Annotated in this window: 17 protein-coding genes; 9 read left to right on the top strand and 8 right to left on the bottom strand. The window is 71.8% G+C overall.

From position 1 onward, the window contains the following. Window positions 1–2052: a SpoIIE family protein phosphatase gene (locus GC092_RS14345; protein WP_324012793.1), complete on the top strand. Its 2052-nt coding sequence runs from the start codon at window positions 1–3 to the stop codon at window positions 2050–2052. A 10-nt stretch (window positions 2053–2062) separates the two neighbouring features. Here the strand turns inward: GC092_RS14345 and GC092_RS14350 are convergent, their stop codons facing one another. The 6 genes from GC092_RS14350 to recQ form a co-directional block, all read right to left on the bottom strand. After that, complete coding sequence (locus GC092_RS14350) at window positions 2063–4129, bottom strand: acyl-CoA dehydrogenase family protein (protein ID WP_324012795.1); 2067 nt, start codon at window positions 4127–4129, stop codon at window positions 2063–2065. 169 nt (window positions 4130–4298) lie between these two features. Continuing rightward, window positions 4299–5723 (bottom strand): HNH endonuclease, encoded by a 1425-nt coding sequence (locus GC092_RS14355; RefSeq protein ID WP_324012798.1) that lies wholly within the window; start codon window positions 5721–5723, stop codon window positions 4299–4301. Window positions 5724–5798: 75 nt separating this feature from the next. Further along, window positions 5799–6989 (bottom strand): HTTM domain-containing protein, encoded by a 1191-nt coding sequence (locus GC092_RS14360; protein WP_324012800.1) that lies wholly within the window; start codon window positions 6987–6989, stop codon window positions 5799–5801. Then, on the bottom strand, window positions 6986–7687 hold the full coding sequence (locus GC092_RS14365; RefSeq protein WP_310090260.1) for a DUF5819 family protein: 702 nt from the start codon (window positions 7685–7687) through the stop codon (window positions 6986–6988). The genes GC092_RS14360 and GC092_RS14365 overlap by 4 nt, the downstream gene beginning before the upstream one ends. Before the next feature lie 189 nt (window positions 7688–7876). Beyond that, window positions 7877–11980 (bottom strand): choice-of-anchor G family protein, encoded by a 4104-nt coding sequence (locus GC092_RS14370; RefSeq protein WP_324012801.1) that lies wholly within the window; start codon window positions 11978–11980, stop codon window positions 7877–7879. 141 nt (window positions 11981–12121) lie between these two features. Beyond that, entirely contained in the window at window positions 12122–14116 is a 1995-nt protein-coding gene (gene recQ / locus GC092_RS14375; RefSeq protein WP_324012802.1) for a DNA helicase RecQ, read from the bottom strand. Between the two features lie 86 nt (window positions 14117–14202). Here recQ and GC092_RS14380 point away from each other — a divergent pair, with 86 nt between their 5' ends. Genes GC092_RS14380 through GC092_RS14405 form a run of 6 tightly spaced genes read left to right on the top strand, consistent with a single transcriptional unit; the run spans window position 14203 to window position 19531 of the window. Beyond that, window positions 14203–14541, top strand: coding sequence for a GNAT family N-acetyltransferase (locus tag GC092_RS14380; RefSeq protein WP_324012803.1), 339 nt, complete (start codon window positions 14203–14205; stop codon window positions 14539–14541). Next, window positions 14538–15524 carry a pirin family protein gene (locus GC092_RS14385; RefSeq protein WP_324012804.1) on the top strand — a complete coding sequence of 329 codons (987 nt, stop codon included), beginning with the start codon at window positions 14538–14540 and terminating at the stop codon, window positions 15522–15524. Before GC092_RS14380 ends, GC092_RS14385 begins: the two co-directional genes overlap by 4 nt. Before the next feature lie 20 nt (window positions 15525–15544). Next, window positions 15545–16111, top strand: coding sequence for an ECF transporter S component (locus tag GC092_RS14390; RefSeq protein WP_324012805.1), 567 nt, complete (start codon window positions 15545–15547; stop codon window positions 16109–16111). A gap of 45 nt (window positions 16112–16156) precedes the next feature. Next, window positions 16157–17860, top strand: a complete 1704-nt coding sequence (locus GC092_RS14395) for an ABC transporter ATP-binding protein (RefSeq protein WP_324012806.1) — start codon at window positions 16157–16159, stop codon at window positions 17858–17860. Further along, window positions 17857–18669: an energy-coupling factor transporter transmembrane component T gene (locus tag GC092_RS14400; RefSeq protein ID WP_416383277.1), complete on the top strand. Its 813-nt coding sequence runs from the start codon at window positions 17857–17859 to the stop codon at window positions 18667–18669. The genes GC092_RS14395 and GC092_RS14400 overlap by 4 nt, the downstream gene beginning before the upstream one ends. 22 nt (window positions 18670–18691) lie before the next feature. Continuing rightward, the gene (locus tag GC092_RS14405) at window positions 18692–19531 is read left to right on the top strand and encodes a siderophore-interacting protein (RefSeq protein WP_324012809.1); all 840 of its coding nucleotides are present in this window, start codon (window positions 18692–18694) and stop codon (window positions 19529–19531) included. A 10-nt stretch (window positions 19532–19541) separates the two neighbouring features. Here the strand turns inward: GC092_RS14405 and GC092_RS14410 are convergent, their stop codons facing one another. Beyond that, window positions 19542–20525 (bottom strand): M15 family metallopeptidase, encoded by a 984-nt coding sequence (locus GC092_RS14410; protein ID WP_324012811.1) that lies wholly within the window; start codon window positions 20523–20525, stop codon window positions 19542–19544. 106 nt (window positions 20526–20631) lie between these two features. On the opposite strand from GC092_RS14410, the gene GC092_RS14415 reads away from it, so the two are divergent. Continuing rightward, window positions 20632–21687, top strand: coding sequence for an Rv2578c family radical SAM protein (locus tag GC092_RS14415; RefSeq protein ID WP_324012813.1), 1056 nt, complete (start codon window positions 20632–20634; stop codon window positions 21685–21687). 4 nt (window positions 21688–21691) lie between these two features. Here GC092_RS14415 and GC092_RS14420 read toward each other — a convergent pair whose 3' ends face one another. Then, on the bottom strand, window positions 21692–22609 hold the full coding sequence (locus tag GC092_RS14420; protein WP_324012815.1) for an aldose 1-epimerase family protein: 918 nt from the start codon (window positions 22607–22609) through the stop codon (window positions 21692–21694). Window positions 22610–22714: 105 nt separating this feature from the next. Between GC092_RS14420 and GC092_RS14425 the strand changes: the two genes are divergently transcribed. Beyond that, window positions 22715–24925, top strand: a complete 2211-nt coding sequence (locus GC092_RS14425) for an MMPL family transporter (RefSeq protein WP_324012817.1) — start codon at window positions 22715–22717, stop codon at window positions 24923–24925. Window positions 24926–24966 lie beyond the last annotated feature (41 nt).

The raw sequence follows: 24966 nt of genomic DNA on the forward strand, positions 1-24966 counted from the left end.
ATGACCGCGAACCGCCCCGCGCGGATGGCTGTGACGGTCGCCTCGGAGGCGTCGCTGCTCGCGGGGTTCGCCCTCGCGTACGCCCTCGCCGCGATCGCGGGGCGCCTGACGGTGCTGCCGGACAGCGGGATCAGCATGGTGTGGCCGGCCGCCGGCGTCTCGGTGCTGTGGATGGTCGCGCGAGCGCGGCGTCCCTGGATCGCCCTGGACCTCGCGCTCATGGGGGTCCTCACGTGGGCGGTCGTCTCGGCGACCGGCGGCGCCCCGCTGCAGAGCGCGCTCGGCGGGCTCGCCGCCGTCGTGCAGGCCGTCGTGTGCCGCGCGGTGCTGGCTCGGCACTGCCCGCGCGTATGGTTCAGCCGCGCCGGTCGCCTTCTCGACCGCCGCGAGCTGTGGTGGTTCCTGCTCGCGGCACTGGCCGGCCCGCTCATCTCGTCACCGCTCATCGAGCTCGACGGGCTTCTGTCGGGAACAGGATGGCAGTGGAACGTCATCCTCCTCTGGTGCGCGCGCAACCTCGGCAGCATCGTCGTGCTCGTGCCCCTCGGCTTCATGGTGGGCGACAGCGTGCGTCGTCGGCGCGCGGGGCTCCCGATTCTCCGCCTGTCCGACCTCGGCGCCGGCCTCGCGTCGCGCCCGCTCGAGTGGTTCGCGGTGCTCGTGCTCTCCCCCGCCGTGCACGCCGCCTGGTTCTCGGGATTCGCCGAGCCGACCGTCGTCTTCCCGCTGCTCACACTGGCCTGCTGGGCGGGCGTGCGCCTCCCGGCGCGGTTCGTCATCGGACACGGGGCCCTCGTCGCGGTCGTCGCGATCGCCCTGACCGCGAGCGGCATCGGCCCCTTCCTCGGGCTCGACGATGCGACGACGCAGATCGCGGTCGCCCAGCTCTACACCGTGCTCGTGTGCACGATCGGACTCGCGCTCGCGCTCGACAGGGACGACCGGCACGCGCTCGCCACCGCGCTGCGCGAGGCACGCGACGGAGCGCAGGCTCAGGCCGAGCTGCTGCGCACGATCGTCGACACGATGACGGAGGGCGTGCGGGTCGTCGACCGCGACGGCGGCATCGTCGTCCGCAATCCCGCCGCACGGCGCCTCCTGACCGGCGACGACACCGAGCCCGCGGAAGGCACGGGCGACGCGGACGACCTCGCGGGCCTCCGCCATCTGGACGGCAGCCCGCTCGCCGACCATGAGCTCCCCTTCCGCCGCTCACTCGCGGGCGAGGACGTCAAGGACCTGCCGCTTCTCGTGCGGCCGCCGGTCGCCGACGAGCGCACCGTCGCGTTCACAACGGCCCGGCTGCCCGCTCGCGCGGGAGGCGGCGTCGTCACCGTCCTCCGCGACGTCACGCTCGAGCGCGCTGAGCTCGAGCGCGCCGCGCAGGTGCAGGCGGCCCTCCTGCCGGTCGCTCAGCCGCGGCTGCCCGGCTACAGCCTCGCCGCGCGCTTCGTGCCGGCCGGCTCGGTGGGCGGCGACTTCTACGACTGGCACGAGGTGGACGACGGCGCCGTCATCACGCTCGCGGACGTCATGGGCAAGGGCATGGGCGCGGCGATCCTCGCGGCGACGACACGCTCGCTCCTGCGCGCCCACAGCGCCGACGGCGAGGTCGTGCGGCCGCTCGTCGAGACCGAGCGCCGCATGGACGCCGACCTCGCGAATGCGGGTGCCTTCGTGACGGCCTTCCGCGCGTTCGTGCGCGCATCGACCGGAGAGATCGCCTACGCCGACGCGGGCCACGGGCTCGCGGCGATCGTCCCGCCGGAGGGCGACGTCCGGCGCCTCCCCGCGGGCGGCCTGCCCCTCGGCATCGCGCCGGAGGAGCAGCGCGAGGCGGGCGCCGAGCGCCTGGCACCCGGCGAGACCCTGCTCGTCGTGAGCGACGGCGTGCTCGATGCGGTCGGCGGCGGGCTCGACGACCTCGCGCCCGTGTGGCGCCGGGTGTCGTCGGCGCGTTCGGCGCCCGAGGCCGTCGAGGCGGTCGTCGAGCTCGCGTCGCACGGGACGCCGGACGACGACCTCACCGTGATCGCGCTCCGCAGGCGCTGACCGGCGGCGGTCAGCGCGCGGGCTTCTTCTCCTTGACCGGGGCCTCGCCGCTGGCACGGAGGGCCGCATAGTACGCCGCCGCCTCCTCCTGACGCGCCTGCTCCTGCCCGGAAGCGATGGGCGCCCGGACGTGCTCCGGCTCGAAGCCGAACGCGTCGACGAGGTCCTGAGCGTGCGGGCGGAGCCGCGCGCAGAGACGGTCGATGTAGCTCGACACGGCCGCCGCGCGCTGCGTCGACAGGCGCCCGTTCAGGAGGTACCACGCGAGGTGCTTCTCGATGAGCCCGAGGCCGAAGAGATCGCGGAGCCACGTGAGCACCTGACGGGTGCCCTCGTCCTCCACGCGCTCCACGGCATCGGTGAAGGCCTCCCACTGCAGCAGCTCGCCGTGGGCGCGGGCGGCCCCGAGGAGGGCGACCTGGTTCTCGTTGAACAGCTCTGCCGCCTGTGCGGGCGAGAGGCGAGACGCGAGACGCAGGCGGCCCGCGACATCCGCCGTCATCCGCTGGACGCGATCGGTGAGGAGCTCCTGCTGGTCGTGGGCGCGCAGCCCCAGCTCGACCGAGCGCGCGGTCGAGCCGAGGTCGGCGAACGCCTGCCCCAGCCGGCGCAGGCCCGCGCCGTGGAAGATCTTGTCGGCTGTCTCGCCCACCGCGTAGGCCGCGAGCGCCCGTGCGTCCTTGCCCGTGAACTGCTTTCCGTAGTCCGAGAGCAGGCGCTTGCCGACGAGCTGGAGGAGCACGTTGTTGTCGCCCTCGAACGTGACGTAGACGTCGAGGTCCTGGTGGAGGGTAACGAGGCGGTTCTCCGCCATGTAGCCCGCTCCGCCGCAGGCCTCGCGGCACTCCTGGATGGTCGCGAGCGCGTGCCAGGTCGAGAGCGGCTTGAGCGCCGCCGCCAGCGTCTCGAGGTCCTCACGGGACTCGTCGGTGTCGGCGGTGCCGCCGAACACGCCGTCGAACTTCACGAGCAGCTCGTCGTGCGCGAACGCCTGGGCGTAGGTCGTCGCGAGGAGCGGGAGCAGGCGGCGGCGGTGCTTGGCGTAGTCCAGGAGGACGGTCTCGCCGGCGCCCGTTCCGCTGTCGAACTGCCGGCGCTGATTGCCGTACGTGACGGCGATCTTGAGCGCGAGGCCCGACGCCCAGGTGGCGGACCCATCGAGCGAGACGCGGCCCTGCACGAGCGCGCCGAGCATCGTGAAGAAGCGGCGGCCGGGGCTCGCGATCGGGCTCGAGTACGTGCCGTCGGGGGCGACGTCGCCGTAGCGGTTCAGGAGGTTCTCGCGCGGCACGCGGACGTGGTCGAAGTGCAGGCGCCCGTTGTCGACGCCGTTGAGGCCGCCCTTGACGCCGTCGTCCTCGCCGCCGACGCCCGGGAGGAAGACCCCGTTGTCGTCGCGGATCGGCACGAAGAAGCAGTGCACGCCGTAGTTGACGCCCTTCGAGATGAGCTGCGCGAAGACCGTCGCCGCCTTGCCGTGCACGGCCGCGTTGCCGAGGTAGTCCTTCCAGGCGCCGCGGAACGGCGTGTGGATGACGAACTCCTCCGTCTCGGGGTCGTAGGTGGCGGTGGTCCCGATCGACTGCACGTCGGAGCCGTGCCCGCTCTCGGTCATCGCGAACGCGCCGGGGATCTTGAGGCTCATGATGTCGCGCAGCCAGCGGTCGTGGTGCTTCTTCGTCCCGAGCTGCAGGACCGCACTCCCGAAGAGCCCCCACTGCACGCCCGACTTGATCTGCAGGCTCGGGTCGGCGAGGACGAGCTCCTCGAAGCCGGCGAGGTTGCCGCCGTTCGTGTTCCGACCGCCGTACTCGGTCGGGTAGGCACGGGCTCCGGCGCCGGCGTCCGCCAGCAGCTGCGTCTGCTCGAGGACGCGCTCGCGGTGCGCGTGGTGGCTGAGGCCGTCGATGCGCCAGAACGCCGAGTCCTTGATCATCTCGCGCGCCTCGAGCCGGATGTCCGCCCAGGTGCCGAGGAGCATCCGGGTCACGGCCGGGATGTCGATGCGGGCGTCGTCGGCTTCTGCGGCGACCGGACGCGAGCCAGGCTGAGCGGGACGAACGACTGTGTCGACCATGGGCACACCTCTTCTGCGGGGTGGGAAGGATGTCTCTCACGCTAGGCGCCCGACAACGACGCGTCCGGGAGTTTGTCCAGGGCGCACAGCGCGGCCCGGCGGCGCACGGCCGCGGTGTTGTCCGTCGGCGACAGATGCGGACGACGGTGATCCGCCGCCGCCCCCGCGCTCAGGCGGTGAGCGCGTAGCGCGCCCGGCCGCCCATGCGCGGCGCGCGCAGCGGATCGAGCCACGCGGGTGGGATGAACCACGGAATGCCGTCGCGACCGACCCCGTCGATCCGGATCTCCCACCCGTCGTCGTGGATCCGGTGGTGACATCGCGTGCACAGGAGGATGCCGTTGTCGAGATCCGTGCGACCGCCCTGCGACCACCAGCGGATGTGGTGCGCGACCGTGTGACCCGGGGGCGCTCCGCAGAACGCGCACCCGCCGTCGCGCTCCGCGAGGGCGACGCGCTGCGCGGGAGTGAAGGACCGGTAGCGGTAGCCCACGTCGAGGCATTCGCTTCCCGTGCCGAGCACCATGGGGATGATGTCGGCATCGGCGGCCATCCTCCGCACCATCCCGGCGGTCACCGGCTGCTCGACGCCGTCGATCGTCGCGAACCCGACCGCGCACCCCGCGACCCCGTCCGGCTCGCCCGGCACGTGCACCTCCGCGGCGCCCTCGCCGAGGGGGCGGACGCCCGTCGCGGCCAGGAGGTCATCCAGCGCCATCCGCACCACGACGGTCGATGTGGGCCGCGTCGGCACCTGCTCGCAGCCGAGCCCGTGGCGGGCCAGGTCGACCAGCACGTCGGCCTGCATCTGCACGACCGAGCGGTCGTCGCGCATGGCCTCATCGGCGCACTGCTCTCTGCGCCGCAGGATGCCGGTGACCGACGAGTCGATCGCCGTCAGCACCGGTGCGGCGGACTCCGCATCCAGCCAGCCGGAGAACGAGACGCCGCCGTCGCGGTCGCGGCGGAACGTGAGACGACGGGCCGCGTGCGCCGCGCCCTCGCGGGGCGCCGCGCCGTCGGGATCGAGACGGGCCTCGGCCTCGAGGAGGAGCTTCCGCAGCGCGTCGCTCGTGAGGCCCTGCGCGTGCTCGACGAGCATCTCCTCCATCCGCTCGCACGCCGCCGTTCCGGCGCGCACGACCACTCGGTCGAGCAGCGAGATGATCGCGCCGGCCGACGCCATCCCGAGCAGGCCCGCCCGCATTGCGGCCGCGACGTGCGGATGCTTCGCGGGAAGGGTCTCCCCGACCAGGTTGGCGCGCGGCGCGATCGCCTCGCCGACCTGGATGAGCCGGGCAGCCTCCGCGGTCGCGGCCCCGGTCTCCGCCGAGATGAGGGCCGCGGGTGAGGAGAACCCCTGCCGGCGCGCGAACCCGTCCTTGCCGAGCTCGCGCCGGGACTGCCGCGAGACCTCCGCAGCGACCGCCGCGAACCCCGCATCCGCTCTCCGCTTCACCTCGCCGAAGCGAGCGAGGAGCGACGACAGCTCGCCGGGAGCCGCACCGCCGGGCTCGAGCCGGTCGCACACCCGCTCGAGCGCCTCGCAGGCCTCCCGCAGATCCTCATCGATCGCGGGGAACATCCGTTCCATGCCTCTATGCTACTCTGGATCCCGACATTCGTACAGAGATTCGCATCATCAGCAGGTAACGAATCGATAACGGCGCTAGCGACGTCGGGCGCGCACTCCGCCTCCCGCACCGACCGGCCGCCCGCGCTCCGCGCGATCGTCGCTCACGACGGGGTCCGCCTCTGATGCGGGCTCGGTCTCCGCTGCCGCTTCCCGCATCGCGTCGTCGTCGCTGCGGAAGCTGCCCTTCACGATCTCGAGCGCGCGCTGCCATGTGCGGTCGCGGATGAAGATGAAGTCGATGCCGATCATCGCGAGCGAGAACCACGGCAGGCCCATCAGCACGCCGATGCCGATGTGGAAGCTCATGATGCCGAAGAGCGCGAGGATGCGGGTGGGGCGCGACAGGAGCATGAACGGGAAGGCGATCTGCAGGATGATCGACCCCCAGCTCGCGATCGTCACCGCCGGGCCCCATGCGGTGATGAGCTCGCTCAGCACGGGCCACGTGCCGAAGCGCTCGGTCATGAGCGGGTTGTACACCGCGTAGCCGCCTGACCAGGGGTCGCCGCCGGCCTTGTACAGGCCGCCCGAGACGTACACGAAGCAGACCTGCGCCGTCATCGCGACGAGGGCGAGGTTGTGGAGGAGGTTGCTGATCTCGCGCGGCAGGATGGTCCGGTCGCCGCCCCGCGCGCGACGGCGGGCGTCGAGCGACCAGCGGGCGGCGGGGTCGGCGAAGAAGAGCAGGATCAGGACGATCCGGTACATGTTGTCGCCCTGGTCGCCCACGGCGTCGTTCATCTCGATGAAGCTGACCCACAGCACGAAGTAGACCGGCAGCACGATCTTGAAGCGCCATCCGAGCGTGAACAGCACGGCCAGCGCAAGCAGCACGAGGTACAGGACCGTGAAGAGGCCGTCGTCGAGGCGCACGCTGTCGAACAGTCCGAACAGCCAGATCTTCGGGAAGTCGCTGACCGGCTCGGCAGCCTCGCCGTTCCATGCCGATCCCGAGCCGAAGGTGTAGAGGCGGGTCGAGAAGTTCGTGAGGAGCAGGCCGACGCCGGTGAGGCCGAGCAGGATGCGCGTGACGGCGATGCCGTAGAGCGACTTCTTGGAGTCGAGGAGCCACGCCTCCGTGAAGAGCCACGCGCGCCGGGCGACATCCCACACGATGCGCAGCAGCTCGGAGACGAGACGACCGAGCGCGCGCGGCGTGCGGGCGGCGATCGCGCGCACCTCGCCGAGGCGATCCGCGATCCCGGCCTTCTCGCGCGCGCTCATTCGGCCATCCGCTCGTAGGCGGGGAGGAAGACGTCCTCGAAGGCCTGCTGGGACTGCCCGTCGTTCACCACGAGCCCGCGCCATCCGGTCGGCGAGTACTGGATGGCCGGGCGCTCGGCCTCGGGGTCGTGGCGATCGGCGAACGGGATGACGTTCTGCCGCGTGGCCTGGTACTGGACCCGCTCGACGTCGTCGCCCCACACCGCGAGGGCGACCTGCGTCGCGTAGGCGGTCGCGCGGTGCTCCTGAGCGACGTACGCGTCGACGACCTCCGCGTCGCCGTACGCCGTCATGGCCTCGGACATCCGCGCCTCCCAGTCGTCCTTGAAGTAGTTGAGCTCGGCGACGGCCTTCTGATCGTCGTTGAGATCGGCCCAGGCGCCCTTGAGCTGGCTCGAGACATCCATCGCCTGGATGCCGGCGCGCGGCGTGAAGAGGTTGTAGCGGATCATCGAGAGCTCGACGTCGCTCGCGCTGACCCACTCGGTCTCCTGCCCGTCGACGATCGCGCGGACCTCGAACCGGTAGTCGCCGTTGATGGGCTCGGGGGCGAAGACGCTCCAGGACTGGCCGAAGAACGGGAGCATGTACGCCGAGAGCGCCTTCTGCGAGACGACCTCGCGCAACGGCGACCACGGCGCGATCCAGAGGAACGACGCGAAGACGTGCCAGGCCGTGAAGGCCACCGCGAGGATCATCACGACGCGCGTGTACACACGTCGTCGTGGGACGGTCTTTTCGGGCACTGGTGCCGCCTCCCCTGGCCGGAGTTCCTTGCCAACCGACTGTGCCCCGGTGAGCGTTCACCGGGGCACTGCCGATATCCCAAAAGGTTACCGGGTGCTTCGGGCCTTGCCAGCCCGAAGCACCCGGCTCTCACGTCTGGATCAGACGTCCGCCCCGCGGCGGCGCACCATCATCCAGATGGCGGCGCTTCCGAGAAGCATCGCTGCGGCGAGACCGCCGAGCGGGAGGGTCAGGTCGCCGCCCGTGGGCGAGAGCTGACCGGACTTCGCGTAGACCTCGAAGGTCGCGTCGACCGAGCCGGACGTCGCGCCGACGAGCTCGACACGGTGGTCGCCCGTGGGCGTGCCCGACTTGATCGTCCACGTGAAGGTCACGTCGCCGTTCTCGTCAGCCACCTGGGTGCCCAGCTCGTGCGGCGTCGAGTACATCGTCGCCTCGACGGTCTCACCCGGCTCGAAGCCGTGACCGTAGGCGATCTGCACCTGCCCGACCATGCGGCGGTCGTGCTCGAGCTCCATCGAGATCGCGCTGCCGTCGGAGTCGCTCGACGCGTTGGCGTTGGCCGAGGCCGTCGCCGACGAGTCGCTGTCCGAAGCCGAGTCGCTGTCCGAAGCGGAGTCGCTGTCCGAGGCGGACGAGCTGTCGGCAGCGGCCGAGGCCTCTGCTGCGGCGTTGGCATCAGCCGAAGCCGAAGCCTCCGAGGTCGCGTCAGCCGAAGCCTCAGCGGTCGCGTCAGCCGAAGCCTCAGCCGTGGCGTCAGCAGCGGCCTCAGCGGTCGCGTCAGCCGAAGCCTCAGCCGTGGCGTCAGCAGCGGCCTCAGCGGTCGCGTCGGCCGAAGCCTCAGCAGTCGCGTCAGCCGTGGCAGCAGCGGTGGCGTCAGCCGTCGCGTCAGCCGTGGCAGCAGCGGTCGCGTCAGCCGTCGCGTCGGCGTTGGCAGCGGCCTCAGCCGAGGCGTTCGTCGACGAGTCGGCGTTGGATGCGGCCGAAGCAGCTGCGGAAGCGTTCGCGTTGGCAGCAGCGGTCGAGTCCGCCTGCGAGTCAGCCTCAGCCGACGACTGCGCAGCAGCCTGAGCCGCAGCCGTCACGTCGGAGTCAGCCGTCGTCGAAGCGTCCGACGAAGCGTCAGCCGTCGCCGCTGCCTGAGCAGCCGCAGCAGCCGTCGCGTCAGCCGCAGCCGAGGCGTCCGTCGTCGCGTCCGCAAGAGCCGCAGCCTGCGCCGCAACCTGAGCCGACGCGTTGCTGTTGTCATCCGCATTCGCCGAAGCCGAAGCCGACGCCGAAGCGTTCACATCAGCGTCCGCGTCCGCATTCGCCGCGGCGTTGACGTCCGCCGCAGCGTTCGCCGAGGCCTCGTTGGACGAGTCCTCATCGGATGCGGCCTCAGCAGCAGCAGCGGCGTTGCCCTCTTCAGCGGCCGAGCCCTCTGCGTTGGCGTCGGTCGACGCGTCCGCCAGCGCCGCAGCCTGCGCTGCCGCAGCCGACGATGCGTTCGCGTCAGCCGAGATGTCAGCCGACGCGTTCGTCGACGAGTCAGCGGTCGCCGCCGCCTGCGCGGCAGCGTTCGCCGTGGCGTCGGCAGCGGCCGACGTCTCCGCGGTTGCGTCTGCGTAGGCAGCAGCCTGAGCAGCAGCCTCAGCCACCGCGTTGCTGTCCGCGTCGGCGTTCGCCGAAGCGGCGGCCGAGGACGATGCGTTGGCGTTGGCCGAGGCCTCGACCGACGCGTTGGTGGACGAGTCGGCGTTGGACGCTGCCTCTGCCGCAGCGGCGGAGTTCGCCTCGGCGGCAGCGCTCGCGTCTGCCTGCGAGTCGGCCTCGGCCGACGACTGGGCAGCAGCCTGAGCTGCGGCATTCACGTCGGACTCCGCGGTCGCCGAAGCGTCCGACGAAGCGTCAGCGGTAGCGGCAGCCTGAGCAGCCGCAGCGGCCGTCACGTCAGCCGCAGCCGAGGCGTCGGTCGTGGCGTCAGCGAGTGCGGCTGCCTGAGCAGCGGCCTGAGCGGACGGGTCGCCGTCGGCGGTGGCGTCAGCCGAGGCCGACGCGGAGGCGGAGGCGTTCACGTCTGCTTCTGCGTCCGCGTTCGCCGCTGCATCAACGTCTGAGCCGTCACCGACGAGGAAGTCATCGGTGGCCACCGGGCCACCCACGGCCGGGTCACTGGCCTCGAGCGTGTAGGTGCCGTCGACGGCGTCCTCGGGAAGCGGGTAGACCGTGCCAGCGGGAACTCCGCCCTCGGGCGTCGACGTGAACTCGATGACGATCACGTTGCCGTCAGCGTCCTCGACAGGGTTGCCATCGGGGTCGACCACCACGAGTTCGATGAGGGTGCTGGGCGGGAAGCCCTCGCCCGTCACGGGGACATCCGTGCCGGGCGTCGCCGGCTCGGTCGCAGCGACCGTCGGTGCGTACACGGTCTGGGCATCCGTCGCCTCGATTGCACCTGAGGTGCCGACAATCGTGTAGTCGCCCGCAGCCACGTCGTCGAGCGGAAGCACCGCACCGGCGACGATCGCACCGTCGGCGTCGGTCTCGACGTCGACGGGGCCGGCAACGATGTTGCCGTCGCCATCCTCAAGGGTCACGGAGACCGTCGAAGAAGTTGGCCAGTTCGCTCCCGTGAGCGGGAGGTCGATCCCGGCGTAGGCCGGGTCCGTGCCGGCGATCGTCGCGGGAACCAGGATCGCGTTCGGCCCGACCGAAGCGCGGCCGAGGTTCACCGTCGCGCCACTGCCGCCAATGAGGGCGAGCTGCACAGCCGTCTCGGTGAACACGCCTCCCTCAGCCTCCTGCACGTTGATGTTGACGGTCACGACCTCAGCGAGCGCGTTGAACACCGGCACAAGCTCCGTCGAGAGCGCGCTGACCGCGGTCGAGATCGTCGCACCCGCGGTTGCGAGCAGGCCATCGGCAAGCGGATCAACCACGCTTGTGAGGCCAGCTGTCACGGTCGAGAGCAGGGGCGTGATAATCGGGTTCAGCACAGCGAGCGCGCCGGTGCCGCCGATAGTCAGGGGCGAGGTCCCGTCGAGCAGGGCACCCAGCGAGCCGTTGTAGCTCAGGTCGAGCCCGGCCGTGCAGACGCCAAGCACCTCGAGGAGGCAGACGCCGCCACTGATGTTGACCGTCGTCGAGCCGAGCACGCCGTCGAGCACGGCGGTGAGGTCGCTCTGGAGGTCCGTGATAAGCGTCCCCAGACTCGCGCCGATCGTCGACAGCACCGCGTCGCTGAGCAGCGGCGTGTTCGGCGGCAGGTTGTTGAGGTCGAGCAGCTGCGAGAGGTCGACCGAGACGCTGCCGTTGCTCAGGTCGAGCGTGACCCCTCCGACCGACCGCTCCTCGGAGAGCACGGGGGCGAGAGCACCGGAGAGGTCGACGGTCACGTCGGCAACGAGGTCGTTGCTCACCAGGCTGACACCCGGGACGAGCGACGAGATCAGCTCGAGCGAGTCTGTCACTCCTCCGAGCAGACCCGTGACGATGTCGTCGCCGAGGCCATCGAGGCCGGTCGAGAGTGTGGACAGCGCACCCTGCGCGTCCGTCACGAGTTCGCCGATGAGCGGAGACTCGACGTCGATCGTGGCGCCCGCGATGCTGTAGTCAAGGCAGTGGCCCGGCGCGCTGAGGTCCGCGCACGCCTGCGCGATCTCCGCAGGGTTCGCCGCGTCGAGCGCCGCGACGCCCGTGACGGCGTTCAGCGTCAGCCCGGCCTCACTGATCACGCTCTCTCCGACGATGGGGCCGAGAAGTGCGGTCAGGTCGAGGCTGGCATCGGCCGGGAAGCTGCCGTTGCCCGAAGTGTCGATGACGCCGGCGTCACTGACAGCTCCGGACGCCGACATGGACACGCCAGCGTCCTTAGCGACCGAGTACTGATTCACCGCTCCGAGAGCCAGGAGCTCCCCAAGGGGAACCGAGAGGCCGTCGTCGATGATCACGTTGATCGCGCTGAGCGCAGTGACGTCAAGATCCGTCGTATCCACCACGTCGGGGACGCCACCCGGGTTCGAGGCGGTAGTTCCCTCGACGCCGGCGACCGATGACAGATCGAGGTCGGCGAGAAGGGAGCCGCTGATGAACTGCGAGCTCGTCGTGGAGGTGTCACCGACGGCGGCGTTCGCCGCGCCTGTCGTGTTCACATTCGCCGCGTAGGCGACGCCGCCCGCGACGAGGCTGGCCGCGGCCAGCGTCGCGATAGGCGCGAGCCTTCGCTTGCGGGGCGCTCTCGCGCCCGCAGTCGAGTTATCCATGGGTCTCCTGGTTCTGGGGTTGGGAGAACGCCATGCACGGGCACCCCCCGGGCACACTGTGCACACACGTCGAATTTGAGTATGGCGTTATATCAGTCGAGGTGTCCAGTCTGGGATACCGGTTGTGACGCGGCGAGTCGCCTAATGCCGCGCGATGACGGCGAGCACCGCCTCGCCGTAGGCATCGCGCTTCTTGGCGCCGATGCCGGTGACGCCGTCGAGCTGCGACAGCGTCGTGGGGCGGATCTCCGCCAGTGCACGCAAGGTCGCGTCGCCGAAGACGATGTACGCCGGAACGCCCTGCTCGCGAGCCGTCTCCGCCCGCCAGGCTCGCAACGTCTCGAACAGGTCACGATTCTCGGGCGCGAGCGCATCGGCGGCACTCGCCTTGCGCTGGGGACCGCGCGACGCGCGCCCGATGACGTCCTTCCGCAGCGGCACCGGCGTCTCCCCACGGAGCACGCCCGCGGACGCCGGGCTCAGCGCAAGGGTGCCGTACTCGCCTTCGGCCGCGAGCAGGCCTCGCGCGAGGAGCTGTCGGATGACGCTGCGCCAGTCCTGCTCGGAGAGGTCCTGCCCGATCCCGTACGTCGAGAGCGACTCGTGCCCGAACTTCCGGATGCGATCCGTCGACGCCCCGCGCAGGATGTCGATGATGTGGCCCGCGCCGTACGACTGCCCGCGCTCGCGCTTCAGCCGCACGACCGTCGAGAGGAGCTTCTGCGCCGCGATGAGGCCATCCCACGTCTCGGGCGGCTCGAGGCACGTGTCGCAGTTGCCGCAGGGGCCCGACTCCTGCCCGAAGTAGCCGAGCAGATTCTGCCGACGGCACGAGACCGTCTCGCACAGTGCGAGCATCGCGTCGAGATGCTGCCCCTGGCGCTGCTGGATGGCGCGGTCGCCGTCGCTCTGCTGGATCATCCGCCGCTGCTGGACGACGTCACCCAGGCCGTAGGCCATCCACGCGACCGACGGCTCGCCGTCGCGACCCGCGCGCCCGGTCTCCTGGTAGTAGCCCTCGACCGACTTCGGCAGATCGACGTGCGCCACGAAGCGGACATCGGGCTTGTCGATGCCCATGCCGAACGCGATCGTCGCGACGACCACCACGCCGTCCTCGCGGAGGAACCGCGCCTGGTGCGCCGCGCGCACCCGCGCGTCGAGACCCGCGTGATACGGGATGGCGTCGATCCCCTGCTGGGCGAGGAACGCCGCGACCTGCTCGACGGACTTGCGGCTCAGCGCGTAGACGATGCCAGCCGATCCCTCGGGCTGCGAGCGGATGAACTGCAGCAGCTGGCGACGGACGTCGGTCTTCGGCTCGATGCGGTAGCGGATGTTCGGTCGATCGAAGCTCGCGACGAAGTGCTTGGCCTCGGGGAGGCGCAGCCGCTCCGTGATCTCGCGGTGCGTCTCGCGCGTGGCGGTGGCCGTCAGCGCCATCCGCGGAACGCCGGGGAAGCGCTCGGCGAGCCCGCCCAGCGCGAGGTAGTCGGGGCGGAAGTCATGGCCCCACTGGCTCACGCAGTGCGCTTCGTCGATCGCGATCACGCTGAGCGCTCCGCGCGCGAGCAGCGCGAGAGTCTGCTCGCCGTTCAGCCGCTCGGGCGCCACATAGAGCAGGTCGAGCTCACCCGCGAGGTACGCGCGCTCGACCGCGGCGCGCTCGTCGGGCGCCTGCGTGGAGTTGAGGTACGCGGCCCGCACGCCGTTCGCGCGCAGCGCGTCGACCTGGTCGTGCATGAGCGCGATGAGCGGCGACACGACGAGCCCCGTGCCCTCGCGCACGAGCGCCGGCACCTGGTAGCAGACGCTCTTGCCGCCACCGGTCGGCATGAGCACGACGGCATCGCCGCCCGCGATGACCTGCTCGACGATCGCCTCCTGATCGCCGCGGAACGACTCGTAGCCGTAGACCGTGCGCAGCGCGTCGATCGCACGGGGGAAGCGGGATGGCGCCGCCTGCCGCGCGCGGGACGGCTCGCGGGGCGCCCGGGGCGCGTCATCCGGCGGGATCCATCCCTCCGGCGGGCCGTCGTCGTACGGCTCCTCCGGCGGAACCCAGCTGTCGTCGTCGGGGATGCGCGCGACGATCCACGGATCGCCCTGGGGGTCGCTCTGCAGATGCGCGGGCATGCCCTCGAGTCTAAAGACGACCCGCGACATCCGGCCCCGGCGCCCGGGATCTGCCCTAGCGTGGAAGCCCCAGGAAAGGAGCGCCCATGAGCGATCTCACGGTCACCCGGAACGACGAGCTGAGCAGGTACGAGCTTCACGACGGCGAAGCAGGCGTCGTCGCGGGCTACGCGGAGTTCGAGCAGGGAACGGGCCGGATCCGGTTCACGCACACGGTCGTGGAGCGCGAGTTCCGGGGCCGCGGGTACGGCGAGATGCTCGCATCCGACGCCCTCGCCGATGTGGCCCGCCGCGGCGACACGATCATCCCGCTGTGCCCCTTCATCGCGAAGTTCCTCAAGGAGAACGAGGTCTCCGGCGCGGTCGTGCAGTGGCCCGACGGCACGCCGCACGACGCCGCGACCCCGGGAGAGCAGCCGGGATGACCCGGCTCGACGCCGGCGTCGAGGAGAGCGGCTCGACCCGGTGCGACGGCCCGCGGGCCGTGCTCCTCGCCGCGCGGGAGGTCCCGCTGGGCGGGGTGCGTGCGATGGAGGTGCACCGCTCGCTCCCGCAGCGCGAGCTCCCGACGGTGGGCGCCTGGTGCTTTCTCGACCGCTTCGGTCCGCAGGAGGCCGTCATGCGGGTCGACCCGCACCCTCACATCGGGCTCCAGACGGTGACCTGGCCGCTCGTGGGAGAGGTGCACCACCGCGACAGCATCGGCAGCGACGTCGTCGTCCGCCGTGGCTCGCTCAACATCATGACCGCGGGGGCGGGCATCTCGCACTCGGAGTACTCGCTCGGCGAGGGCGCTGTGCCCCTGGACGCCCTGCAGCTGTGGGTCGCGCTCCCCGAGGAGCGCCGCCACGGCGGCCCCGCGTTCGAGCGGCACGACCGCCTGCCGACCCTGTCACTCCCGACCCGCGACGGCGACGCGGCACAGGCGACCGTCGTGGTCGGCGAGCTCGCCGGCGTCGCCTCCCCGGCGACCATGCACACGCCCATCGTCGGCGCCGAGATCTCGCTCCCGCCCCGCTCTCGCGTGCGCGTTCCGCTGCAGCACGAGTGGGAGCACGCCGTCGTCGGCATCGAGGGCGACCTCCGAGTCGTGACCGGTTCCGACCTCGAGGAGACGCCCGTGCGGGCGCAGGACCTCCTCTACCTCGGCGTGCACCGCGACGAGATCGAGCTCGCGACGGAGGACGGCGCCCTGCTGTTCCTCATCGGCGGCGAGCCCTTCCCCGACGACATCGTCATGTGGTGGAACTTCGTGGGGCGATCGCACGACGAGATCGCCGTCGCGCGCGAGGAGTGGGAGGCGGCGGGGGCTCGCTTCGGCACGGTCGAGGGCCATCCGCCCGAGCAGCGTATCCCGGCCCCTCCCCTGCCGAACGTCCGCCTGACCACTCGGCGCCGTCGCATCTGAGCGGACTTAGGCTGGGCTTCGTGCCCCGCAACTCCGCCCTGTCCACGCGCGTCCTGCTCGTCTGCGCCGCGATCGGGGTCGCGACCGGCGCTCTCGGCGGCATCGAGGGATGGCTCGTCACGCCGGTGCTGGCCGGGGCGCCGATCATCTACGGGTTCCTCCTCGGCGTGCACGTGCTCCCGGGCATCGTCGCTCAGGAGCTGCTCCGGATGCCCTGGGTCGCGCTTCTCGCGCACGTGCTCGCCGCGCTCGTGAGCGCCGCGGTCGCGCCGCCGTTCACGCTCCAGTTCCTCATGACGGCGCTGCTCTTCGGCGGTCTGCAGGAGGGCGTCGCCGCCCTGTTCCGCTATCGCGCGTGGTCGTGGTGGCGCTTCCTCCTCTCCGGTGCGGCGATCGGCGTCTTCGTGGCGGTCATCGTCGCACTGGCCGCCGACATCGCAGCCCTTCCCACCTGGGCGCAGGTCGCCTACCTCGTGCTCTCGGTGCTCGGGCCGCTCGCCTGGACGCTCGTGGGGCTCGCCGTCGGCGCCGGCCTCCGACGCGCCGGCGTCGCGACGCCACGGAGGCAGCCCGCGCGGACCCCGTGAGCCGACAGACCGCTCACTCAGGTTAGGTAAGGCTAAATTGGTGGGGTGACCCCCGCCGACGACGAGACGCTCCTGCGCGTGCGCGAGGTCTCGGTCGCCTATCCGGAAAGCGAGCGACGCGCACCCGACGGCGTGACGTTCGAGGTCCGGCGCGGAGAGGTCGTGCTCGTCCTCGGACCGAGCGGCTCGGGCAAGTCGACGCTCGCGCTCACGCTCGACGGGCTCATCCCGCACGCGATCGACGCCGATCTCGCCGGCACGGTCGAGGTCGACGGCATCGACACCCGCGACAGCTCGCCGGCCCGGCTCAGCACGCGCGTGGGCATCGTGTTCCAGGATCCCGACGCCCAGGTCGTCACCGCGACCGTGCTCGACGAGGTCGCGTTCACCCTCGAGAACCTCCTGCTCCCCGTCGACGAGGTGCTCTCCCGCTCCGAGGCGGCCCTGCGCCGCGTCGGGCTGTGGGAGCAGCGCGACCTCGACCCCGATGCCCTGTCGGGCGGCGGTCGCCAGCGCCTCGCGATCGCGTGCGCACTCGCGGCGCGCGCCGACGTCGTCGTCCTGGACGAGCCGACCGCGAACCTCGATCCGCAGGGCGTCGCCGACGTGTACGAGGCGCTGCACGATCTCGTGTCCGCCGGAGACCGGGCGATCGTGCTCATCGAGCACGATCTCGACGCCGCGGTCGCCCTCGCGACGCGCGCGATCGTGCTCGATGCCTCCGGCCGGCTCGCGTTCGACGGACCGGTGGCCGAGGTCCTGCGCACGCGCGTCGACGCGCTCGAGCGGATGGGCGTCTGGCTCCCATCCGCTCTCATCGCCGCACGCCGCCTGGAGCGGCAGGGATGGCGGTTCGACGCCCTGCCGCTCACTCCCGATGAGCTCGCTTCGGCGCTCGACAGGCAGGGACCGCCGTCGGGCATCGCACCGTCCCCGGCCGCGACCACCCGAGGTGTCGAGGCTCGCGGCACCGCCGTGAGCGTGCGCGGTCTCACCGTCCGCCGGGGCCGCGCCGTCGCCATCCGCGACGTCGATCTCGATCTTCCCGCGGGATCGTTCACGGCCGTCGTCGGCACGAACGGCGCGGGCAAGACGACGCTCGTGCAGGCGATCGCGGGCGTCGTCGCCCCGCCGAAGCGGAGTGTGAGCGTGCAGGGCCTCGATGTCGGGCGCGCGTCGGCACGCGAGATCTCCGCGCGGGTGGGCTTCGTCTTCCAGAACCCCGAGCACCAGTTCATCGCGCACACGGTCTTCGACGAGCTCGCGCACGGGCTGCGCATCCGGCGGGTTCCCGAGCCCGAGATCCGAGAGCGCGTCGGCGACATGCTCGAGCGCTTCGGCCTGACCGCGCATGCCGACGCGCACCCGTTCCGCCTCTCCGGAGGGCAGAAGCGGCGCCTGTCTGTCGGGACCGCCCTCATCACGGCGCCCAGCGTGCTCGTGCTCGACGAGCCGACCTTCGGCCAGGACCGCGCACGCGCTGACGAGCTGCTCGGCATCCTCACGCGCCTGCACGAGGCGGGCACGACCGTCGTCATCGTGACGCACGACCTCTCCGTCGTCGAGCAGCACGCGACGCACGCCGCCGTCGTCGCGGACGGCACGGTCGTCGGGTTCGGCACGGCGGCGGATGTGCTCGACGACGCGGGGCTGCTCGCGCGCGCCGGTCTGCGCCCGTCGCCCCTGCGGCGCGTGCTCGCAGCGCACCCCGCGGCAGCGACCGCGCTCGAGGCGGAGGTGCCCGCGTGACGATCGCCTCGTCCTCGGTCGCGCACACCGCGCCATCCGTCCGCCGCTGCCCTCCCCTCCTCGCCCTCAATCCGCTCGCGAAGATCGCCGCCCCGCTGCCCGCGATGGCGATCGTGCTGCTGAGCCGCGACCTCGCGACTCCTGCCGCCTTCCTCGCGCTCGCGTGCGCGCTCGTCCTCGCGGGCGCCCGCCTCACGCGACGCGTCGCGCTCCTGCTCGGCGTCGCCCTGCCCGCGATGGTGCTCGCGGTCGGCGCGGGGTTCTCGATCTGGACCGACGCCGCGAGTGTCGCGGGGACGCCCGTCGTCGCGGAGATCGGCGGATGGCGGCTGCACGCGGGAGCGCTGGCCGTCGGCTTCGCGACGTCGCTGCGCCTCGCGGCGCTCCTCGCCCTCGCGCTCATCGGCGGCGCGACGACCGAGGGGCCCGATCTCGTGCGCGCCGCGATCCGGACGCTGCGGCTGCCGTACCGCATCGGCTACGCGGCGCTCGCGGCGTACCGGTTCGTGCCCCGGTTCCGGCACGAGCTCGAGCTCATCCGCGCGGCCCACCGCGTGCGCGGGCACCACGGCGGCCGGGGCCCGCTCGCGGCAGTGCGACGCGGATTCGGCACCATCGTGCCGCTGCTCGCGGGAGCCATCCGGCATGCCGAGCGCGTCGCCCTGGCTATGGATGCGCGCGCGTTCGGCGCCCATCCCACGCGCACCGAGCGGCACGTCGTGCTCTGGCGCACCCGCGACACCGTCTTCGTCCTCGCCTTCTGGGCGTGCACCGCCCTGCTCATCGCGCTCATCCGCCCGTTCGGCTGACGCCCCGACCCGAAGGAACGCCATGGCCGTCGCCAGCCGACTCGTGAAGCCCGAGACACAGGAGCTGCTGCGCCTGACCGTGCTGCGCACGCAGCGACTCTCCCCGCACTGGATGCGCGTCACCCTCGGCGGCGGCGACATCGCGCGCTTCCGCCCGATGGGCTACGACCAGTGGTTCCGGATCTTCCTCCCCGTGCACGGGGAGGCGGGGCTCGAGCGGGTGCCCGCGAAGGCGAACCGCCTCTTCGGGTACCTGAAGTTCCTGCGAATCCCCGAGGGGATGCGGCCCGCGATGCGCAGCTACACCGTGCGCGCGTTCCGCCCGGCGGATGGCGCGGCGGGCGCTGAGCTCGACGTCGACTTCGTCGTGCACGAGGCTCCGGATGGCTCGATGGGCCCCGCGCCGAGCTGGGCGGTCGCCGCGCAGCCGGGCGAGGACGTCGCGATCATCGACGAGGGCCTCGTCTTCCATCCCGAGCGCGGCACCGATCGCGTGGTGCTCGTCTCGGATGAGACGGGGGCGCCGGCGATCGCGGGCATCTGCGCATCGCTCCCCGCCGACGCGACCGGCCTCGCGATCATCGAGGTGCCATCGCACGACGACGCGCTCCCGTTCGCGCACCCCGAGGGAGTCGCCGTGCACTGGGTCATCCGCGAGGATCCGCACGCCCGTCCGGGCGCCGCCGCCCTCGCGGCGCTGCGCGATGCCGCGCTCCCGACCGAGCGCTTCCATGCCTTCCTCGTCGGGGAGCAGCAGCTCGCCACCGGCGCGCGACGGCTCCTCGTCCACGAGCGCGGCGTCGACAAGGCCGATATCGGCTTCTGCGGATACTGGCGGGTCGGGGCCGGCGCGGGCGGGTGACCGAAGCCGCTCAGTCGGCGTAGTCGGGCGCAGCGGGGAGCCCGAAGAACTCCTCGAGCGTGTGGTAGCCGCCCTCGTGGTAGGCCTGCGCGAGCTCGACCCCGATGTAGCGCAGGTGCCACGGCTCCGGGTTGTAGCCGGTCGTGTCGGTGTGGCCGCTCTCGTAGCGGACGATCCAGCCGTGCCGCCACGCGTTCTCGACGATCCAGTCACCCTGCGGCGTGCCGGCGATGTCGTAGATCGTGCCGCAGCTGCCCGACGTGCAGGCCACGACGTCGGCGGCGAGACCGAGCTGGTGCTCGCTGAAGCCCGGGCGCGCGGAGATCGCCTCGGCGCCCTCCTCTCCGAGCGCGCCGATCTGCCCCTGGAACGTGCTGACCTGGGTCTGATACGAGCGGTACCCGCTCTGGAGCGCCACGTCCCCCGCGCCCGATGCGGCGGCATCCGCCACGAGCGCGTCGAGCGCGGCGGCCGCGTCCGGCCGCAGCCCGCCGCCGACGAGGCTCCGCGTGCCCGCGGGCACCATCACCTCGGGGGCGTAGTCGATCGGGTTCACGGGCCGCTGCTTGTTCACGACCACCCAGGGCTGCGTCGGGTCGTCGAGGCGGATGCACGAGGCGCCCTCCGCCGCCGCCTCGCGGAACTCCTCCGCTCCGCCGAACGCGGCGACGACCGCGGCGGCGTCTCCGGCCGCCGCTGCGGCGGGCGACGCGCACGGATCCTCCGCGACGACCACCTCGAACTGCGGCACGGGCAGCGACTCGATCGAGCCGGGAGGCGTCTCGACGGGCGCGGGCGACGCCGTCTGCGCCGACGACGCGTGCGCGGGGCGCTCGTCGTGGGCGACCGACCAGACGGCACCCAGGACGCACGCGGCGACGACGCCCGCCGCGGTCGCGAGCACGACGAGGCCGCGCCCCGAGAGCAGCCGCGGCGGCCGCGCCGCATGTCGCGCGACGAGCCCGCGGCGCCGTGCATAGCGCCCGTTCGTCATGCCCCCATTGTCGCGGACCCGACCCTGACGATCCTCCGACTCCCCGGATCGAACTTCTGTCCAGTATGGACTTGACATCATTTTCGGATATCTGTTCTATGGAGGGATGAGGTGGCAGGGGCAGCGTCTGGGTGCGGTGGACGCATCGGCACTCCCCGGTCTCGACCGCGTCGACGCCGGAGTGCGGACCGTCACCACACCCGAGTTCGCGGGGATGACGTTCCACGAGGTGATGGCCAAGTCGGCGCTGAACCACGTTCCCGGGCCGAGCTCGATGCCGTTCGACTGGACGATCAACCCGTACCGGGGCTGCAGCCATGCCTGCGTGTACTGCTTCGCTCGCGGAACCCACGAGTACCTCGAGCTCGACGCCGGGCGCGACTTCGACTCCCAGATCGTCGTGAAGGTGAATGTCGCAGAGGTGCTGCGCCGCGAGCTCTCCCGCCCGTCGTGGCAGCGCGAGCACGTCGCGCTCGGCACGAACACCGACCCGTACCAGCGGGCGGAGGGGCGCTATCGGCTCATGCCCGACATCATCGATGCGCTCGCGGACTCGGGGACGCCGTTCTCGATCCTCACCAAGGGCACGCTGCTGCGGCGGGATCTCCCGCAGCTCGCGAGGCGCAGAGCGGATGTCGACATCTCGCTCGCGATGTCGATCGCCGTCTACGACGATGCGCTGCAGCACGCGATCGAGCCGGGGACGCCCTCGGCGCAGGCGCGGCTCGACACGGTCCGCGCGGCGGCCGACCTCGGATTCCGGGTGCAGGTCTTCCTCATGCCGATCGTGCCGCACCTCAGCGACTCGGTCGAAGCGCTCGACGATGCGCTCGCGCGCGTGAAGGCGTCGGGAGCGCACCGGGTCGTCTACGGCGCGCTTCATCTGCGGCCCGGCGTCAAGCCGTGGTTCTTCCAGTGGCTGCAGCGCGAGCATCCCGACCTCGTCCCCGCGTATCGCGGGCTCTATCCCGGGGCGTCCGTCGAGGCACCAAAGGGGTACCGCACGTGGCTCGCGCAGCGCATCCGCCCGCTCATCCGCGCGCACGGACTGAACGGCTACGCCGAGGAGGACGAGCCCCCGCGCACACGCGTCACGCCGCGCGCGGCACCGCGGTTCATCGAGACACGCTCGGCTCCGGCGGCGGCGCCCACGCTGTTCTGAGCGCTCACCCCGAGTACGACACACCCCACCGCAGCACCCACTCCTCGCCGGGCGCGAGCCACGTGAGCGCGCGACCGGAGTTGAACGCGTCGGCGGGGGCGGTCATCGGCTCGATCGCGACGGCCAGGTCGCGCCCGGGATAGTTCTCGGTCGTGAAGACCTGCACGAAGCCGAAGCTCTCGTCCTGCCAGACGGTGAGCCGGCGACCGTCCGGCGCCGTCAGAGTCGTTCGGGCGAGCCCATCCTCCCCGCGCACGACGCCGCCGTAGGCGCGATCCAGAGCGACGTCGCCGAGGCGCACGCCGTCGCGGAGATCCGTCGCGTCGTCGACGTCGTGCTCGGCGACGGGCAGCATCCGGTCATCCACCTCGAACCAGGTCGTGCCGGGCGCGGCGATCACGAGGTCCGCCGTGTCGACGCCGCCGATCTCGAAGAACGGGTGGGTGCCGAGCGCGACGGGAGCCTCGGCGTCGCCCGCGTTGCGGACACGGTGCGTCACCGCGAGCCCGTCGTCGACCAGGGTGTACGTCACACTCGTGGCGAGAGTGAACAGGTAGCCGTTCTGGGGATAGACAACGGCCGACAGCGTCGCCTCCGCCTCGCCAGCGAAGATCTCATACGGCGCGAAGCGGAGCAGTCCGTGGCTCGCGTTGCCGTACTTCGGCTCGGAGATGGCGAGCTGCTCCGTGGCGCCGCGCTGCGTCCACCGGCCGTCGCGGATGCGGTTCGGCCACGGCACGAGCACGATGCCCGCTGCGGATGGCGTGCGCTCGCCTTCCGGGTACCGCGACACGAGGTCGACGCCGCCGACCGTCAGCGCGCGCAGCGACGCCCCGACCTGCGCGATCTGCGCGGTGACCTCGCCCGACGCGCCCTGTGCCCGGAGAACGACCTGCTCGCCGGTCGGATCGATTCGCTTCATCGTCGCTCCCTGCTTCTGCGGCCACCCGCCGCAACCCCAGTATCGCGCTCCGCGGCCGTCCGAGTTTGCTAGCCTGGCTAAAGACTTTCGCCGAACAGGAGCTCCATGCGCGACCGCCGCACGCCCGTCGACCTTCCCTCCGCACCCCGGGTCCAGACGGTGAGGCCGCAGAACGGCAGCACCCCGCGCGCACCGCGATGGCTGCGCATCCTTCTCCCGGCGATCCTCATCCTCGTCTGGTTCGCGGCCGCCTCCATCGGCGGACCGTACTTCGGCAAGGTCGACGAGGTGTCGTCGAACGACCAGACGACGTACCTGCCGGAGAGCGCCGACGCGACCGCCGTGCAGCAGCGCCTGTCCGACTTCACGGACGGCGACGCGATCCCCGCCGTCGTCGTGTTCTCGTCGGATGAGCCCCTCGACGGCGATGCCCTCGCCGCGATCGACGACCGTCTCGCCGCCGCGGCCGACCTGCCCGCCGTCGACGAGGTGTCGCCGGCCATCCCCTCGGAAGACGAGCTCGCGGCGCAGGCGTTCGTGCCCGTGTCGTCGGAGGCCGAGCTCGGGGAGGCGATCTCCGAGCTCGGGAGCACGCTCCGCGACGGACTCCCGGACGGGGTCGAGGTCCACATCACGGGCCCGGCGGGCTTCTCGAACGACCTCGTGTCGGCGTTCGCCGGCATCGACGGCATCCTGCTGCTCGTCGCGCTGCTGGCCGTGCTCGTCATCCTCGTGATCGTGTACCGATCGCTCCTCCTGCCGCTCGCGGTGCTGTCGACGAGCCTCTTCGCGCTGTGCGTCGCGCTGCTCACCGTGTGGTGGCTCGCCAAGGCGGGCGTCCTGCTGCTGAGCGGGCAGACGCAGGGCATCCTCTTCATCCTCGTCATCGGGGCCGCGACCGACTACTCGCTCCTCTACGTCGCCCGCTACCGCGACGAGCTCATCCACGAGGAGCGCCGCTGGACCGCCTCGATGCGCGCGCTGCGCGGGTCGTTCGAGCCGATCCTCGCGTCGGGCGGCACCGTGATCGCCGGGCTCCTCTGCCTCCTCCTGAGCGACCTCAAGTCGAACAGCACCCTCGGCCCGGTGGCCGCCATCGGCATCGTCTTCGCGATGCTCTCGGCGCTGACGCTGCTGCCCGCTCTGCTGTACGTGTTCGGGCGGGCGTCGTTCTGGCCCCGCCGCCCGGTCTACGCGCCGAACGCGCCGTCGGCCGCCGTGCCGTCGCGCGGGCTGTGGGCGCGTGTCTCGCGTCTCGTGGAGCGACGGCCCCGACTCATCTGGATCGTCACGGCGCTCGTCCTCGCGGCGGGATCGCTCGGCTTCACCCAGTTCCAGGCGTCGGGCGTGCCGCAGTCGGAGCTCGTGCTCGGGTCATCCGAGGCGCGCGACGGGCAGGCGGTGCTGGGCGAGCACTTCGCGGCGGGCTCGGGCAGCCCCGTATACGTCGTCGTCGCGGAGGACGACCTGCAGGCCGCGGCCGACGTGCTCCTCGCCGAAGACGGGATCGACGGCGTGGCCGTGTCGGCCGACACCGACAGCGGCACGGCGCCCGTCACGGAGGACGGTGTCACCGCGTTCGGCCCTCCCGGAACGCCCGCGCCCGCGCCGACGGTGGCGGATGGCGATGTGCTGCTCCAGGGGACGCTCGCGGATGCCGCCGACTCGGCCGCGGCCGAGCAGACGGTGCGCGACCTGCGCGCGGCCCTCGAGGACGCCGTTCCGGGTGCGCTCGTCGGAGGCGTCACGGCGACCGACGTCGACACGAACGACGCCTCGATCCACGACCGCAACCTCATCATCCCGGTGATCCTCGCGGTCATCCTCGTGATTCTCATGCTGCTGCTGCGCGCCATCCTCGCGCCCGTGCTGCTCATCCTCACGACCGTGCTGTCGTTCGGGACGGCGATGGGCGTCTCGGCGCTCGTCTTCAACGAGCTCCTCGGCTTCCCGGGCGCCGACCCCGCCGTGCCGCTCTACGGGTTCGTCTTCCTCGTCGCACTCGGCATCGACTACAACATCTTCCTCATGACGCGCGTGCGCGAGGAGTCGCTCGCGCACGGGACCCGCGACGGCGTCCTGCGCGGTCTCGCGATCACGGGCGGCGTCATCACGTCGGCGGGCCTCGTGCTCGCGGCGACGTTCACGGCGCTGTCGGTGATCCCGGTGCTGTTCCTCGTGCAGCTCGCGTTCATCGTCGCGTTCGGCGTCCTGCTCGACACGTTCGTCGTCCGCTCGCTGCTCGTGCCGGCGCTCGCATACGACATCGGCCGTGCCGTCTGGTGGCCGTCGAAGCTCAGCCGCGGCGATCGCTGACCGGAGAGCTGACGCAGAACGGCCCCGTCGGATGACGGGGC

Origin of the sequence: Microbacterium sp. JZ37 (assembly GCF_035188445.1) — a bacterium.
GTDB lineage: Bacteria > Actinomycetota > Actinomycetes > Actinomycetales > Microbacteriaceae > Microbacterium > Microbacterium barkeri.